Origin of the sequence: Streptomyces sp. NPDC088194, assembly GCF_040702025.1 — a bacterium.
Classification (GTDB): domain Bacteria; phylum Actinomycetota; class Actinomycetes; order Streptomycetales; family Streptomycetaceae; genus Actinacidiphila.
The window spans coordinates 1-15,568 of the sequence record NZ_JBFBIV010000007.1 but is presented as its reverse complement, the minus strand read 5'-3'; the positions used below and the strand labels follow the sequence as shown (position 1 = coordinate 15,568).

Genomic DNA, 15,568 nt, shown 5'->3' with positions numbered 1-15,568 from the left:
CCGCCCGATGTGCCCCGCCGGGAACCCGCGCTCAGGAGCCGGGGCCGGCGCCGTCCACCAGGACCGCGCGGTCGCGCGCGGCCACCACGGCCGCGGACAGGCTCTCGATGTCGTAGGCGCCGTGGTGCCGGCGGCCGTTGATGAAGAACGTCGGCGTGCCCGACACCCCGCTGAGGTCGGCCGACTCCACGTCCCGCGCGACCCGGGCCGCACCCTTGCGGGCCTTGAGCGCGTGCCGGAACTTCTCCAGGTCCAGGCCGAGCCCGTCGGCGTGCCGGATCAGATCCTTGACACCCAGCTCGTCCTGAGTGGTGATCAGCAGGTCGCGCATCTGCCAGAACCCGCCCTGAAGCGCGGCCGCCTCGGAGGCCTCCGCGGCGAGTTGGGCGTGCGGGTGCACATCGGTCAGCGGCAGGTGGCGCCAGACGTAGCGCACGTCGCCGAAGTCGGCGAGCAGCTCGCGCACCACGCTCTCGGCCTGCCCGCAGTAGGGGCACTCGAAGTCGCCGTACTCCACCACGGTCACCGGGGAGTCCAGCGGGCCGCGGACGTGGTCGTGGTCGGGATCGACCGGCTCGGCCAGGTCGACCACCGACTGCGCCGTGCCCAGCAGCGCCCGGGCCCGCCGCGCCTCGGGCAGCCGGGAGGTCACCAGCGCCACCATGGAGGTGCTCAGCATCGCGAAGACCACGGCGCTCAGCACGCCGATCTTCGCCTCGTCCAGTTCCCGCCCGGAGAACGCCAGCGTCGCGATCAGCAGGGACACCGTGAAGCCGATGCCGGCGATCGTGCCGCCGCCGGTCACCGCCGCCCAGCCGACCGGCGGGCGCATCCGGCCGCGGCTGAGCCGGGTGGCCAGCGCCGTGGAACCCACGATGCCGATCGGCTTGCCGATGCCGTAGCCGAGCAGGATGCCCAGCGTGATCGGGGAGGTGTACGCCTGCGACAGCAGCGAGCCGTTGATCTCGATGCCGGCGTTGGCGAGGGCGAAGAGCGGCACGATCGCGTAGCTGGACCAGGGGTGCCACAGCCGCTGCAGGCGGTCGTTGGGGGACAGCGCCGAGGCCAGGCCCAGCCGCGCCTCCCGCTCCAGCTCGGGCGTGGGCTGCTCGCGGAAGGACCGGAACAGGCCGCTGGCCCGCTCCAGGGCGTCGCGGGGCGCCGGGTACGCGAACGCCAGCAGGCCGATGATCAGACCGACGACCACCGGGTCCACCCCGGAGTGCACGAACGCCGTCCACGCCGCGATCCCGAGCACCGCGTACGGCCCGCCGCGCCGTACCCCGGCCCGCCGGATCGCCGCCGTCAGCAGCAGGAACCCGATGCCGACCGCCAGCGGCGTCCACGAGATGTGCTCGCTGTAGGCGACCGCGATCACCGCCAGCGCCACGAAGTCGTCGACCACGGCGACGGTCAGGATGAAGGTGTGCAGCCGGCGCGGGAAGCGCGAACCGAGCAGGGCGAGCATGCCCAGCGCGAACGCGGTGTCGGTGGACATCGCGGTGCCCCAGCCGTGCCCGGAGTGGCCGCCGGAGTTCACCGCGAGGTAGATCGCCACCGGCACGATCATGCCGCTGACCCCGGCCAGCAGCGGCAGGGCGATCCTGCGCCGGTCGCGCAGCTCGCCCATGTCGAACTCGCGCCGCGCCTCCAGCCCCACCACCAGGAAGAACAGCGTCATCAGGCCGCTGTTGACCCACTCGCGCAGGTCCAGGTCGACGCCGTGGCCGCCCCACTGCACCGACAGCCGGGTCGCCCACGCCGACGCGTAGTCGCCCGGCGCCACGTTCACCCACACCAGCGCCGCGACCGTCGCCGCCAGCAGGACCGCGGCGCTGCCGGTCTCGGTGCGGATGTACGCCCAGGGCGATGCCGTGCTGTCGCGGTCCCGCTCGCTCTGGTCCTCTTCGGTCCGGTCCGACGAGGGAGCCGTGAAGCCCCGGAACATCCAGCCTCCTACCGTGTGCGCTGCTCTTCCCCGCTGCCTGCCCTCACCCTGGCATGGCTGGGTGCCGCCGGGCACGCCGAAACCGCGGACCCTGCCGCGCCGTCGCGTCCTGTGTCGTAGTCTCCCGAACCGGGAGGGTGCGCCGATCATTCCAGCCGCCCGCCCGGCGCGGGACCTGTACGGCGGGCACGGCGGAGGGGACGGGCATGACGACGGGGACGGGCATGACGACGGGGACCGGTACGGCGGACGAGCAGCACACCGTCGAACTCAGCGCGGGCACGCTGGCCTACGGGGACACCGGCGGTGACGGGCCGGTGGTGGTCCTGCTGCACGGCCTCGCCCAGGACGGCAGCGTGTGGCGGAAGGTCGTCGACGACCTGCGCACCGACCACCGCTGCCTGACCCCGACGCTGCCCGAGGGGAGTCACCGCACTGCGATGCGCCCGGACGCGGACCTGTCGCCGCGGGCGGTCGCCGCGCTCGCCGCGGAGTTCCTGGACCGGCTCGACCTGCGCGACGTCACGCTCGCCGAGGTCGACTCCGGCCGCGCCCAGCAGGTGGCCGCCTTCCACGGCGAACGGATCGCCCGGCTGGTGCTGGTCTCCTGCGAGGCGTTCGAGAACTACCCGCCCGGCCTACCCGGCAAGATGATCACCCTTGCGGCGCACATCCCCGGCGCCCTGCACGCCGTGGTGCGGATGATGGCGGCCCGGCCGCTGCGCCGCTCCACCGCGGGTCTGGGGGTGCTGAGCAAGTACCCGGTGCCGGACGAGATCATCGACGGCTGGATGCGCCCGCTGCTGACCGATCCCGCCATCCGCGCGGACCTGCGCCGCTACCTGCTCGGGGCGCGCCGCGGGGAGATGGCGGAGGCCGCCGAGGCGCTGCGCGGCTTCGACCGGCCGGCACTGGTGGTGTGGGCGGCCGAGGACCGGATGATGCCGCTCGCGCACGGCCGCCGACTGGCCGAACTCCTGCCGCAGGGCAGCTTGTTGGAGGTCGCCGACGCCCGCACGCTGGTCCCCGAGGACCAGCCCGGGCTGCTCGCCGGCGCGCTGCGCGACTTCGTGGCGACGACCGGCTGACGGCTGCGGCCGAACGGCGTACGAGCGGGACGGAAGACGGCGCCGGGAAGCCCGTCTGCGGCTGGAACCGCGGGGGCGCGGCACGCGTATTCCGTAACGACCATCGGTGATCCCGGGAGGGCCCCAGGTGGGAGGATGGTCACGGTCGGAATTCGCACAACCACGACGACAAGGGGGCGGCCGGAGATGGCACCGGACGATGCCGTGATCGGCTGCACGGGGGAACTGCTGATCGGCACGCGCGGACCCGCCGGTCCCGGCGAGGTCCTGGTGCGGGTCAGAGGCGGCTCCGAAGCCTTTCTCGCCTGGTCGGACGAACCCTTGCCCAAGGGTGCGACCGTGCTTGTGGTGGAATCCCGCGGCAGCCGCCAGGTCGATGTCATCGAGTGGCTCGACGGGCTCGACGGATCGGCCGGCTGACCGCGCTCATGAAGGACCGGCTGAGCCGCGCGACATGAAGGAGACTATGGATGTTGGGATACCGCGTACCCGCGCCGGATGAGGCGATGCTGATCTCGGGTGGTCGCCGAGGGCTGGGAGGTGCGCCCTTCCGTGTCGTGACCGGGCACGGGAAGTTCGTGTTGCCGGTTTTCCGCAAGACCCGGTTCCTGACCCTCGCGCTGTGCGAGGCGGAGGTCGCCGAGACCTGCGTGACCCGGCAGGGCATCGCGCTGACGGTGAAGGCGGTCATCGCGTTCAAGGTCGGCAACGACCACGAGAGCATCGTCAACGCCGGCCAGCGCTTCCTGTCCGACCAGGACCAGATGTCGGTCCTCACCGGGCGGATCTTCGCCGGCCATCTGCGGTCGATCATCGGGTCGATGACGGTCGAGGAGATCGTCACCGAGCGGCAGAAGCTCGCCAAGGAGGTACTGGAGACCTCCAAGTCGGAGATGGGCAAGATCGGCCTCACCGTCGACTCGCTCCAGATCCAGTCGATCGACGACGGCGCGACCGGCTACATCGACGCGATGTCGGCGCCGCACAAGGCCGCCATCCAGCGGCAGGCGCAGATCGCCCAGGCGCAGGCCACCCAGGCGTCGGTCGAGGCGCAGCAGGTCGCGGCGCGGAACCAGGCGGAGTACGCCCGGCAGACCGCGGTCGTGCAGGCCGAGTACAGCGCCGAGGTGGACCGGGCCCAGGCCCAGGCCGCCCAGGCGGGGCCGCTGGCCCAGGCGCACGCCCAGCAGGAGGTGCTCGCCGCGCAGACCGAACTGGCGCTGCGCGCGGCCGAACTGCGCCAGCAGCAGCTGGTCGCGGAGATCGTCAAGCCGGCCGAGGCCGAGGCCGAGCGGATCAGGGTGCTGGCGGTGGCCGACGCCGAGCGGATGCGTATCCAGGCCGCCGCGGCGGCGTCGCACGACCGGGTCGCGCTGGACCGGATGCTCATCGACCAGCTCCCGCAGATCGTCAAGGAGGCGTCGGCGGGTCTGTCGGGCGCGAACGTCAACGTGCTCAACGGCGCCGACGGCCTCAGCGAGATCGCGGCGGGCCTGGTCAGCCAGGGCCTCACCATCCTCGACTCGGTCCGCAAGAACCTCGGCGGCGAGCAGAACGGCGAGGCGCCCGGCACCGGGCTGACCCTGCGCGGGCACGTCGGCGGCAAGGACAGGCGCGACAGCTCCTCCGACGGGCCGGTCGACATCGACTGACCGCGTTCTTGAGGCAGCGCCCGTCCGGCCCTTCTCCGTGGGGGCGGGCGGGCGCTGCGCTGTCCGGGTGCGCGGTGTCGTCCGGGTGCGCGGCGTGGGGGTTAGGAGGTTTGTGCGGGTTTCACGGGGTATGCGGCTGACGTACGGATCTTCCCGTGAACCGCGCGATCGGATGGAGCGCCGCCATGGCGACCGCTACCCACACCAACCCGCACGTGGCCGACGAGGGGCTGAGCATCGCCGGGGACGCCCGGCCCCGGCCCGGCGAGACGCCACCGGCGGAGTCCGGGGTCTCGGACCTGGACGGCCCGGAGCGCGAACCGCTCAGCCGCGGCTGGGGCGCGCTGCCGATCACCCTGATCATGGTGGTGGTGGCACTGTTCGTGGCCGGGCTGCTCGGGTGGGCCGTGCAGATGATCTTCTGGCCGTCGAGCTGAGGTCGAGCTGAGGTCGAGCTGACGTCGCGCTGAGGTTCCGACCGGGTCAGTCCGCGAGCGGCGACCGGCGCTGCGACGGGGGCAGCAGCAGCACTTCGAGCGCCGCGGCGCAGGCCCGGGCGCGGGCGACGAACCAGGGCAGCCGGGCGTCGGTGAGCACGTCGGGCGTCGAGCGCACCGCCAGCGCGGCGTGCGCGTGGCCGCCCGCGTCCAGGACGGGCACCGCCGCGGTGCGCACCCCGTAGGCCGACTCGCCGTCGTTGAGCGCGTATCCGGCCGTCCGCGCCCGCTCCAACTCGGCCCGCAGCGCGTCCAGTCCGGTGATCGTCCGGTCGGTGTGCGCACGCAGCGGGGGCAGGGCGGCCAGGTCGCGCTCGCCCGGACGCGCCCACGCCAGGAGCACCTTGCCGAGCGCGGTGGAGTGCAGCGGGCGGCGCAGGCCCAGGCCCGCCGCCGGGTTCACCGAGCCGCCGACCAGGATCACCGCGTGGTCGCCGCTGCGGATCGCCAGGTCCGCCGTGGTGCCCGTGGCCCGTGCCAGCGCGTCGAGTTCGGGCACCGCGCGGTGCATGCCCCGCTGGTGCAGGGAGAGTTGGCCGAGTTCGGCGACGGAGGGCCCGAGCCGGTAGCGGGCGGTGTGCTCGTCCTGCTCCAGGAAGCCGGCCGCGACCAGGGTACGGGCCAGCCGGTGGGCGGTGGACGCCGACAGCTCCATCCGGCGGGCGAGTTGGGAGGCGCTGAGTTCCCCCGCGTTGTCCCGGAAGCAGTGCAGCAACCGGAGTGCGCGGGTGACCGCCTGCGCTCCCGGGGGCGCGTCGGCAGGCTTCGTGCGCGCATCCGTCGTCATGGCCCTAAGCATGCGGAGGCTGCCACCATCTGGCAACTGTTGCCAGAACATTGCGCCACGTCTCCGGCTGTGAACTCTCGCCCACAAGCGCGTCCCACATCATGGGAAGTGTTGCCCGCGGCCGAGAGTGTGTGCCAGCCTCCGTTGCAGACCGCACGCCACGCACCAGGAACGGAAGGGAGCACCCCGTGATGACCACGTCCGGCCTGCTCAGCCCCTTCCACCAGACCCTGTGCGCACGGCTGTACCTGGACCTCGGCCGGTCCCGCGGCGCCAGCTGTCGCTGACCGCACCGACACCGCCGCACCGGCGGGACGTCCCGCGTTGCGGTGTCCCCTCCGCGTACGGCCACCGGCTGCACCACCCCGGCACCGCCGCCCGCGGTCCGCACCCCGCGTCCCCCGCCCCGCCCCGCCCCCGCACGCCGCATCCCCGCGCCCAACTGCCGCCTGGAGCACCCATGTCCGAGCCGGACGAGATCTGGTTCACCCGCTGCCCCGTCCCCACCGCCACCGGCATCGCCGCCGACCGCGGCACCCTGGCCGCCGAGTTCGCCCCCGACGGCATCGCCGTGCGCTCGCTGCGCGACGCCGCCGACGACGAGCGCAGCGACGGCCTGCCCCGCAGCCACTTCACCCACGAACTGACCGCGCTGTTCCGCGAGGGCGGCAACGTCCCGGCGCTGTGGGCGCGTTCACGCGGCGAGGCGACCAGGGTGATCGCGCTGACCTGGATCGAGGAGCGGCAGTCCATCCTGGTCCGCGCGGACAGCGACCTGCGCACCCCCGAGCAGTTGCGCGGCCGGCGGCTGGCCGTCCCGCGCCATGACATCGCGATCGACTTCTGGCGGGCCATGGCGCTGCACGGCCACGCCGGAGCCCTCGGACTGGCCGGGCTGACCCTGGACGACGCGCGGCTCGTCGAGGTGCCCGGGGTCCGGCAGGGCCAGTGGGAGGGGGAGCTGGCGGCGCTGCGGGACGGCCGGGTCGACGCGGTCTACGTCAAGGGCGCGGTGGCCGTCGAGACCGCCCGCCGCTACGGCGCCGAGGTCGCGATCGACCTGGACGCGGTCCCCGACCGCCGCAGCCGGGTGAACAACGGCACGCCCCGGCCGATCACCGTCCACCAACGGCTGCTGGACGAGCGGCCCGAGCTCGTGACGCGCTTCCTCGCCGTGCTGCTCGACGCCGCCGAGTGGGCCGCGGCCCACCCTGGCGACCTGGCCCGCATCCTCGGCGCCGAGACCGGGGCCGGTCCCGACGGGGTGGCCGGCGCCTACCGCGCGGGCACCGCCGGCAGCCTCGGACTCGACCTGAGCGAGGAGCGGCTGACGCTGCTGGCCGAGCAGGAGCGGTTCCTGTACGCGCACGGCTTCCTGCCCGAACCGGTCGACGTCGCCGGCTGGGCGGACCACGAACCCCTGCGCCGGGCCCGCGCGTTGCGCGCCGCCCGGGCCGCGACCGCCGCCGAAACCACTGCCGCCGAAACCACTGCCGCGGAAACCACTGCCACCGCGACCACTGCCACCGCGCCCACCCCCGGCACCTCGCACGCACCCGCCGCCCCGCAGCCGTCCGGCACGCGGAGCCCGGCCGCCGGGTCCCATGCCGTCGCGCCGGCCGCCGGCACCGCCTCCGCCACCCCCTGAACCCGCGCCGACCACGGCCCGCCACTTCCTGGAGACCTTCCGTGAACGTCCGTCAACTAGCCCTCGCCACCACCTCCCTGTTCGCCGCGCTGGCCCTGGCCGCCTGCTCCTCGTCCTCCACCGGCTCGGCCCGCGCCGACGCCGGCGGCAGCGGCGCGACCATCACCGTCCGCATCCCCGACGGCGGCAACTCCGGAGTGCTCGCCCTCGGACGCAAGGACGGCTCGCTCGCCAAGGCCCTGGCCAAGGTGCACGCCAAGGTGGCCTGGACCGGCACCGCCGGCGCGTTCGCCCCCGCCGCACAGGAACTCGACGCCAACGCCCTGGACTTCGCCGAGGGCTCCATCACCTCCGCGATCGCCGCACTGGCCCAGACACCCGGCTTCAAGCTCTTCTCCGCCGTCGACCCCGACGAGCTGGGCGAAGGCATCCTGGTGAAGAAGAACTCCGACATCAAGAGCGTCAGCGACCTGGTCGGCAAGAAGGTCGCCGTCTGGCACGGCGGCACCAGCGAGTACCTGCTGCTCAAGGCCCTCCAGCAGGCGCACATCCCGGCCGACAAGGTCAAGCGGGTCTACCTCCAGCCCAACCAGATCGGCCCGGTCTTCAACTCCGGCCAGGTGGACGCCTGGTCGACGTGGGCGACGTACTCCATCCCGGCCCTCGCCAACTCCGGCGCGCGCTTCCTGACCACCGGCGGCCAGGTCGGCTCGGACAACTACGCCGTCTGGGCGGTCCGCAACAGCTTCGCCACCCAGCACCCGGAGGTCGTCAAGGCGCTCTACGACTACCTGCACGACGCCGGACTGAAGCAGCAGCAGAACCCCGAGGCGTACCTCAACGTCAAGACCGACTCCGGCCCGGAGGCCGTCACCCCCGCCCAGCGGGCGGTCGAACTGCCCATCGACAAGGCGCTCGGCACCGCGCAGCCGATCGGCGCGACCCAGCTGGCGCACTTCGCCACCGTCGCGCAGTTCTTCGCCGACCAGAAGATCACCAAGGGTGTCTTCGACGTCAAGCCGTACGTGATCGACATCGACAAGACCGCTGCGAGCGCCAAGTGAGCGGCGTGGCCATCGGTACGTCCACGGACCCGGCGGCACCCGGGCTGGTCGCACCGCGCCCGAAGGTGGTCCGGCCGCGGCCGCGCGCACTGAGCCTGGGGCTGCGGCTGCTCGGCCCGGTGGCACTGGTGCTGGTCTGGATCTGGGCCTCCGCCTCGGGCACGCTCAGCCCGTCGCTGCTGGCCTCACCGCGCCAGGTGCTCTCCGCGTTCAAGGAGTTGTGGACCAGCGGGCAACTCGGCGACGCGCTGTCCGTCTCGCTGACCCGGGCCGGCCTCGGCCTGCTGATCGGCGCGTCGGCCGGGCTGGTGCTCGGCGTGCTGACCGGGTTCTCCCGGCTCGGCGAGGAACTGCTCGACTCCTCCATGCAGTTGCTGCGCACCATCCCGTTCCTGTCCCTGGTCCCGCTGTTCATGGTCTGGTTCGGCATCGGCGAGACCGCCCGGGTGGTGCTGATCGCGGTGGCGACCAGCTTCCCGATGTACGTCTCGGCCGCCGGCGGGGTGCGCAACACCGACCGGAAGCTGGTGGAGGCCATGCGCAGCTTCGGCATGGGCCGGCTGGCGCTGGTCCGCGAGGTGGTGCTCCCAGGCGCGCTGCCCGCGCTGCTGTCCGGGCTGCGGCTGTCGATGACCCTCAGCGTGATCGCCCTGATCGCGGCCGAGGAGATCAACTCCACCGCCGGCATCGGCTACCTCATGTCGACGGCGCAGGAGTACAGCCGCACCGACATCCTCACCGTCTGCATCCTCATCTACGCCCTGATCGGGCTGGTCGCGGACGGCAGCGCCCGGCTGCTGGAACGGCTGCTCATGCCCTGGCGCACCCAGGGGGCCGCACGATGAGCGAGACCCTCGCGGGCGCCGTCGGCGCCCACGCAAACCACGACCGCAGCCACGACCGCGGCCAGGACCCCGGCCACGCCCAGGTCCAGGCCGACGCCGACACCGAGGCGCAGGACCGTACCGGCGCCCAGGACCGTGCCGGCGGTCGGGCCGCCGTCCGCATCCGCGGGCTGCGCCGCACCTTCGGCACCCGGCATGTGCTCGACGGCCTCGATCTGGACATCGCCCAGGGCGAGTTCCTGGCCCTGCTCGGCGCCAGCGGCACCGGGAAGACCACCCTGCTGCGGATCATTGGCGCCCTGGACCGGCACGACGAGGGCACCGTGCTGGTCCCGGAGTCGCGGACGGTCGTCTTCCAGGAGCCGCGCCTGGTGCCGTCCAAGAAGGTGCTGGCCAACGTCACCGTCGCCCTGCCGCGCGGCACCCGTACCAAGGAGACCGGCCGGCGCGCCCTTGCCGAGGTCGGCCTCGACCGGCACGCCGACGCCTGGCCGGCCACCCTGTCCGGTGGCGAGGCCCAACGCGTGGCGCTGGCAAGGGCGTTGATCCGCGAGCCGGAACTCCTGCTGCTGGACGAGCCGTTCGCGGCCCTGGACGCGCTGACCCGGCTGCGGATGCACGACCTGGTCGGCGAGTTGTGCCGCCGTCACCAGCCCGCCGTGCTGCTCGTCACCCACGACGTCGACGAGGCGATCCGCCTGGCCGACCGGGTGGCCGTCCTGCGCGACGGCCGGCTGGCGTCCGACGAGCGGATCGCCATCGACCACCCGCGCGACAGCGCCGACCCGCGGTTCGCCGCCCTGCGCACCCGGCTGCTCGCCGAACTCGGCGTGGGCCACGGCCGGTCCGCCGCCGGACCCGGCGCGCCGGCCACGGGGGAGCACCCCGCCGGCAAGCACCTCGACCCCGGCGCCGACCCGGGCGCCACTTCCGGCCCGGCCCCCGTGACAGGCCCCGCCGACGCCCGCACCACCGCACCCACGACCGGTTCCACCACCCCCGAGGAGTCCTCCGCATGACCGTCAACATCGGCGTCCACCAGGCCAATCCGTCGCTGTACCACCTCTCCCGGCTCGGCCTGCTCGAAGAGGCGCTGCGCCCGTCGGGCGAGACCGTCGCCTGGCACCGGATCGGCGGCCTGGACACCGCGGCCGCGCTGGCCGACGGCACCATCGACTTCGGCGGCACCGGCTCCACCCCGCCGCTGTCGGCCCAGGCGGCGGGCCACGACCTCGTCTACGCCGCCGTGTCGGCGCCGCGTCCGGGCCACGGTGCCCTGCTGGTCCGCGCGGACGGCGACATCGCCTCCCTCGCCGACCTCAAGGGCCGCACCGTACACCTGGCGATCGGCTCGTGGCAGACCCACTTCGTCGCCAAGTCCCTTGCCCAGCACGGCCTTTCCTACGGCGCCGACATCACCGCGCAGCGGTCCGGCGCCGGCTCCTACGCGCGGCTGCTGGACGGCGGCATCGACGCCTGGGTGGGCCAGGGCGCCGAACTGGCCGCCGCGCGCCGCGACGGCCGGGTGCGCACCCTGGCCGAGGCGGGCGACCTGATCGCCGACCGCTCGGTGTTCTTCACCCGCCGTGAACTCGCCGACAGCCGCCCCGACCTGGTCGGCCTGATCGTCCGGGCGCTCCAGGCCGCGGACACCTGGGCGGCCGGCCACCTGGACGAGGCCGCCGAGATCGCCGCGGCCGACCAGGGCGGCACCGCGGCGGACTGGCGCGAGGCACTGGCCGCGCTGCCCTGGCAGCTCGAACCGGTCTCCGCCGGCTTCGTCGCCGAGCAGCAGGAGGCCGCCGACATCCTCGCCGCGGCCGGCTTCCTGCCCCGCCCGATCACCGTCGCGGACGCCCGCCACCCGGGCCTCGACGCCGTCGCCGCGCGATCCCTCACCCCCGCCCCGTCGGAAACCGCCCCGTCCGAAACGTCCGCAGCGGTCGCCGCAGCCGCCGCCGAGACCCGCGAAGCCCCGGAGAAGTGACCGTGCCCAGCCCCGAGATCCTCTGGTACATCATCCCGCGCGAGGGCGCCTACCCCTGGGAGCCCGCCGGCCGCCGCAGCATCGACCTGGCCTACCTCCAGCAACTGGGCGTCGCCGTCGACCGGTTGGGCTACGACGGCGCGCTGTTCGCCACCGACCTGTACGACGTGTGGCCGCTGGCCAGCGCGGTCGCCGCACAGACCCGGCCGAGTTTCAAGCCGCTGCTCGCGGTCCACCCCGGCCTCATCTCCCCGACCATGCTCGCGAAGATGGCGCTGAGCTTCGCCCACCTCTTCGGCCCCGACCGGCTGCGCTTCAACGTCGTCAACGGCTCGACCGAAGCGCTGCGCCAGGCCGGCCTGCAACTCGAACACGACGAGCGGTACGAACTCAGCGCCGAGTACTGGGACATCGTCAAGCGGCTCACCGCAGGCGAGGTCTTCGACCACAAGGGCCGCTTCTACGAGCTGACCGGCGCCGGCGCGGGCCTGCGCGAACTGGCCCCGATCCAGGGCGGCGTGCACACCCCGCTGTGGTTCGGCGGCTCCTCCGCCCCCGGCATCGAGATGGCCGCCCAGCATGTCGACGTCTACCTCACCTGGGGCGAACCGCCGCACCTGCTGAAGGAGAAGCTGGACCGGGTGCGCGAGCGCGCCGCCCACTACGGCCGCGAACTGCGGCTCGGCCTGCGGCTGCACCTCATCGTGCGCGACACCGAGGAGCAGGCGTGGGCCGCCGCCGACCGGCTGCTCGACGTCACCAGCCAGGCGACGTACACCCGGATGCTCGGCGACCCGGAGAGCAAGGACGGCGAGGGCTGGGCCCGGCAGTTCCGCCAGCACGGCGGCCGAGTGCCCAAGCACGCACGGGAGTTGGAGAAGCACGCCAACCTGTGGCCGGGCATGAGCCTGTTCCGCCCGGGCCCGGGCACCGCCGTCGTCGGCAGCACCGCCCAAGTCGTGGACCGGCTGCGGGAGTTCCAGGACCTGGGCGTGGACACCTTCATCCTGTCCGGCAACCCGCTGCTGGAGGAGTCCTACCGCATCGCCGAGACCGTACTGCCCGCACTGCGGGGCACCACCTGATGAACGACCTGGTGGAGCAGGCCCGTTCGCTCGGCCTCGACCGGTTGCGGCACGCCGTCCGCGAGCACCCGGAGACCGGCCTGCACCTGCCCCGTACCCAGGAGACCGTACTCGCCGCCCTCGACGGGCTGGGCCTGAGCACCCGCACCGGCGCGGCGCTCAGCTCCGTGGTGGCGGTGGTCTCCGGTACGGGGCCGGGGCCCACGGTGCTGTTGCGTGCCGACCTGGACGCGCTGCCCTTCGCCGACGGCCCCCGGCACGCGTGCGGCCACGACCAGCACGCCGCGATGCTGGCCGGGGCCGCGCACCTGCTCGCCGCCCGGCGGGACCGGTTCGCGGGCGACGTGCTGCTGATGTTCCAGCCGGGGGAGGAGGGCCACGACGGCGCGCGGCTCATGCTGGAAGAGGGGCTGCTGGAGACCACCGGGAGCCGTCCGGTGGCGGCCTACGCCCTGCACTCCAGCGCGTCCGCGCCCGCGGGTCACTTCAGCAACACGGCCGGGCCCGCGCTGGCCGCCAACGGCACGCTGGCGGTCACCCTGCACGGCGCCGGCGGCCACGGAGCGTGGCCGCACCGCAGCCGCGACCCGATCCCCGCGCTGGCCGAACTCGTCACCGCGCTCGGCGCGTTGCCGGCCCGGCGCTTCGACCCGTTCGACCCGGTGGTGCTCACCGTCGGCACCGTGCACGCGGGCACCCGGCCCAACATCATCCCCGCGACGGCCACGATCGAGGCGACGCTGCGCGCGCTGTCCGACGCCACGCTCGCCCGGCTCGCCGAGGAGGCCGAGCGCACCGCCCGCGGCATCGGCGCGGCCCACGGCCTGGAGGTGTCGGTCACGTACGCCCCCGGCTATCCGGCGACCGTGAACGACACCGCCGAGGCCGACCTGGTGGGCCGGGTGGTGGCCGACCTCTTCGGCGCCGAACGCTTCACCCGCACCACCCGTCCGGCGCTGGTCTCCGACGACATCGGCCGGGTGCTGGCGGAGGTCCCTGGGGTGATGACGAGCCTCGGCGCCTGCCCGCCCGGCCGGGACCCGGCCACCGCGCCGGGCAACCACGCGCCCGACGCGCTCTTCGACGACGCGGTCCTCGCCGACGGCGCGGCCCTGCTCGCCGAGGTCGCCCTGCGCCGCCTCGCCCCGCCCGCACCCCCGGCGGACGGATGACCGTGTGACCCGCGTCACCCGTATGACCGCACGACCCCAGGACCGTACGGACCCGAGCCCGCGTACGCCCCCGGCCCCGCGCCACCGGGCCCGAGCCCCGGCCCCGCGCGCCCGGGGGCGTGCGGTCAGGGACGGTCGCGCAGATCCCGCAAATCCGCGACCCGCTGGATCTTGCCGACCGAACGCTCCAGCGTCTCCGGGTCGACCACGGTGACCTCGACCGTCACCCCCACGCCGTCCTTCACCCCGCGGGCGATCGACGCGGCGGCCGCCGCCCGCTGCTCGGGCCCCGCACCCGCCCGCGCCTCGACCTTCACCGCCATGTGGTCCATCCGGCCGGGCCGGGTCAGCTCGATCCGGAAGTGCGGCGCGACCGCGGGGGTGCGCAGCACGATCTCCTCGATCTGGCTGGGGAAGACGTTCACCCCGCGCAGGATGATCATGTCGTCGCAGCGGCCGGTGACCTTCTCCATCCGCCGCATCGCCGGGCGCGAGGTGCCCGGCAGCAGCCGGGTGAGGTCCCGGGTGCGGTAGCGGATCACCGGCAGCGCCTGCTTGGTGAGCGAGGTCAGCACCAGTTCGCCGCCCTCGCCCGGTGCCATCACCGCGTCGGTGATCGGGTCCACCACCTCCGGCAGGAAGTGGTCCTCCCAGATGTGCAGGCCGTCCTTGCCCTCGGTGAACTCCTGCGCCACCCCGGGCCCCATCACCTCCGACAGGCCGTAGATGTCCACCGCGTCGATCGCGAACCGCTCCTCGATCTCGGCCCGCATCCCCTCCGTCCACGGCTCCGCGCCGAAGATCCCCACCCGCAGCGAGGTGCTGCGCGGATCGATGCCCTGCCGCTCGAACTCCTCCAGCAGCGTCAGCATGTACGACGGGGTGATCATGATGATCTCCGGCTCGAAGTCCCGGATGATCTGCACCTGCCGCGCCGTCATCCCGCCGGACGCCGGGATCACCGTGCAGCCGGCCCGCTCGGCGCCGTAGTGCGCGCCCAGGCCGCCGGTGAACAGCCCGTAGCCGTACGCCACATGGACCTTGTGGCCGGGGCGGCCGCCCGCCGCCCTGATCGAGCGGGCCACCACCTCCGCCCACGCCGCGAGGTCGTGCTCGGTGTAGCCGACCACCGTCGGCAGCCCGGTGGTCCCGCTCGACGCGTGCAGCCGGCGCACCTCGGCCATCGGCACCGCGAACATCCCGAACGGGTACGCCGCGCGCAGGTCCGCCTTCGTGGTGAACGGGAAGTGCGCCAGGTCCGCCAGGCTCCGGCAGTCCTCCGGCCGCACCCCGGCCGCGTCGAACTTCCGCCGGTACGGCTCCACGTGGTCGTACGCGTGCCGCAGCGTCGCCCGCAACCGCTCCAGCTGGAGCGCGGCCAGTTCGTCCGGCCCCATCCGCTCCGCCGGGTCCAGCAGTTCGTCCGGGACGCTCCCGCTCATGCCGCTCTCCCTCGCACTTCCGGTCACTCCGCGCCGACCGGCATGCCGATCGCCGCGCCGACCGACCCCCTGCCGACCGATCGTTCGGTTTGGTCTCAGTGTCAACGAACCAGCAACCGCTCCCGCTGTCAAGGACTCGGCCGATCATCGTCGCCCAGGGTGCCCGGGACGCCCGGTCCGCGGCGGTTGATCAGTGCCACTCCCGCCACGGCCGCCGGGCGGCCCACCGCTCCCATCGGCTCCAGCGCCGCCGTGGGCGCCCAGCGGGGCCACCACCACTCGCCCGGCGAGCGCGACCGCGCGATGAGCGGCGGGACCCGCACCCGCGGCCGCCCTGATCGCCGACGTGCGCC

The 15,568-nt window shown here is 73.9% G+C and carries 15 protein-coding genes; 12 read left to right on the top strand and 3 right to left on the bottom strand.

The genetic code is table 11. The annotated features are described in order from the left end of the window. Positions 1-31 precede the first annotated feature (31 nt). Positions 32-1,948 carry a Na+/H+ antiporter NhaA gene (gene nhaA, locus AB0399_RS05185; RefSeq protein WP_329373162.1) on the bottom strand — a complete coding sequence of 639 codons (1,917 nt, stop codon included), beginning with the start codon at positions 1,946-1,948 and terminating at the stop codon, positions 32-34. A gap of 206 nt (positions 1,949-2,154) precedes the next feature. On the opposite strand from nhaA, the gene AB0399_RS05180 reads away from it, so the two are divergent. From AB0399_RS05180 to AB0399_RS05165, 4 genes are all read left to right on the top strand, one after another. Next, positions 2,155-3,036: an alpha/beta hydrolase gene (locus tag AB0399_RS05180; RefSeq protein WP_366410282.1), complete on the top strand. Its 882-nt coding sequence runs from the start codon at positions 2,155-2,157 to the stop codon at positions 3,034-3,036. 186 nt (positions 3,037-3,222) lie between these two features. After that, positions 3,223-3,456, top strand: coding sequence for a hypothetical protein (locus AB0399_RS05175; protein WP_328459791.1), 234 nt, complete (start codon positions 3,223-3,225; stop codon positions 3,454-3,456). Between the two features lie 50 nt (positions 3,457-3,506). Then, positions 3,507-4,688, top strand: coding sequence for an SPFH domain-containing protein (locus tag AB0399_RS05170; RefSeq protein WP_328459789.1), 1,182 nt, complete (start codon positions 3,507-3,509; stop codon positions 4,686-4,688). A gap of 185 nt (positions 4,689-4,873) precedes the next feature. Next, positions 4,874-5,125 carry a DUF6480 family protein gene (locus tag AB0399_RS05165; RefSeq protein WP_328459787.1) on the top strand — a complete coding sequence of 84 codons (252 nt, stop codon included), beginning with the start codon at positions 4,874-4,876 and terminating at the stop codon, positions 5,123-5,125. Between the two features lie 46 nt (positions 5,126-5,171). Here the strand turns inward: AB0399_RS05165 and AB0399_RS05160 are convergent, their stop codons facing one another. Then, the gene (locus AB0399_RS05160; RefSeq protein WP_329373169.1) at positions 5,172-5,972 is read right to left on the bottom strand and encodes an IclR family transcriptional regulator; all 801 of its coding nucleotides are present in this window, start codon (positions 5,970-5,972) and stop codon (positions 5,172-5,174) included. 460 nt (positions 5,973-6,432) lie between these two features. On the opposite strand from AB0399_RS05160, the gene AB0399_RS05155 reads away from it, so the two are divergent. The 7 genes from AB0399_RS05155 (at position 6,433) to AB0399_RS05125 (ending at position 13,773) form a co-directional block, all read left to right on the top strand. Then, positions 6,433-7,620, top strand: coding sequence for an ABC transporter substrate-binding protein (locus AB0399_RS05155; protein ID WP_366410281.1), 1,188 nt, complete (start codon positions 6,433-6,435; stop codon positions 7,618-7,620). 41 nt (positions 7,621-7,661) lie between these two features. Beyond that, a complete protein-coding gene (locus tag AB0399_RS05150) occupies positions 7,662-8,684 on the top strand; it encodes an NrtA/SsuA/CpmA family ABC transporter substrate-binding protein (RefSeq protein ID WP_329373173.1) in 1,023 nt (340 codons plus the stop codon). 11 nt (positions 8,685-8,695) lie between these two features. Further along, the gene (locus AB0399_RS05145) at positions 8,696-9,529 is read left to right on the top strand and encodes an ABC transporter permease (protein ID WP_328473711.1); all 834 of its coding nucleotides are present in this window, start codon (positions 8,696-8,698) and stop codon (positions 9,527-9,529) included. A gap of 161 nt (positions 9,530-9,690) precedes the next feature. After that, positions 9,691-10,548, top strand: coding sequence for an ABC transporter ATP-binding protein (locus AB0399_RS05140; RefSeq protein WP_366410374.1), 858 nt, complete (start codon positions 9,691-9,693; stop codon positions 10,546-10,548). Beyond that, a complete protein-coding gene (locus AB0399_RS05135; RefSeq protein WP_366410280.1) occupies positions 10,545-11,516 on the top strand; it encodes an ABC transporter substrate-binding protein in 972 nt (323 codons plus the stop codon). The genes AB0399_RS05140 and AB0399_RS05135 overlap by 4 nt, the downstream gene beginning before the upstream one ends. Further along, a complete protein-coding gene (locus AB0399_RS05130; RefSeq protein WP_366410279.1) occupies positions 11,513-12,601 on the top strand; it encodes an LLM class flavin-dependent oxidoreductase in 1,089 nt (362 codons plus the stop codon). Before AB0399_RS05135 ends, AB0399_RS05130 begins: the two co-directional genes overlap by 4 nt. Continuing rightward, positions 12,601-13,773 (top strand): M20 family metallopeptidase, encoded by a 1,173-nt coding sequence (locus AB0399_RS05125; protein ID WP_366410278.1) that lies wholly within the window; start codon positions 12,601-12,603, stop codon positions 13,771-13,773. The genes AB0399_RS05130 and AB0399_RS05125 overlap by 1 nt, the downstream gene beginning before the upstream one ends. A 125-nt stretch (positions 13,774-13,898) precedes the next feature. Here AB0399_RS05125 and paaK read toward each other — a convergent pair whose 3' ends face one another. Then, complete coding sequence (paaK, locus tag AB0399_RS05120; RefSeq protein WP_366410277.1) at positions 13,899-15,215, bottom strand: phenylacetate--CoA ligase PaaK; 1,317 nt, start codon at positions 15,213-15,215, stop codon at positions 13,899-13,901. 159 nt (positions 15,216-15,374) lie between these two features. Here paaK and AB0399_RS05115 point away from each other — a divergent pair. Next, a partial coding sequence (locus AB0399_RS05115; RefSeq protein WP_366410276.1) for a hypothetical protein occupies positions 15,375-15,568 on the top strand: 194 nt, incomplete at its 3' end.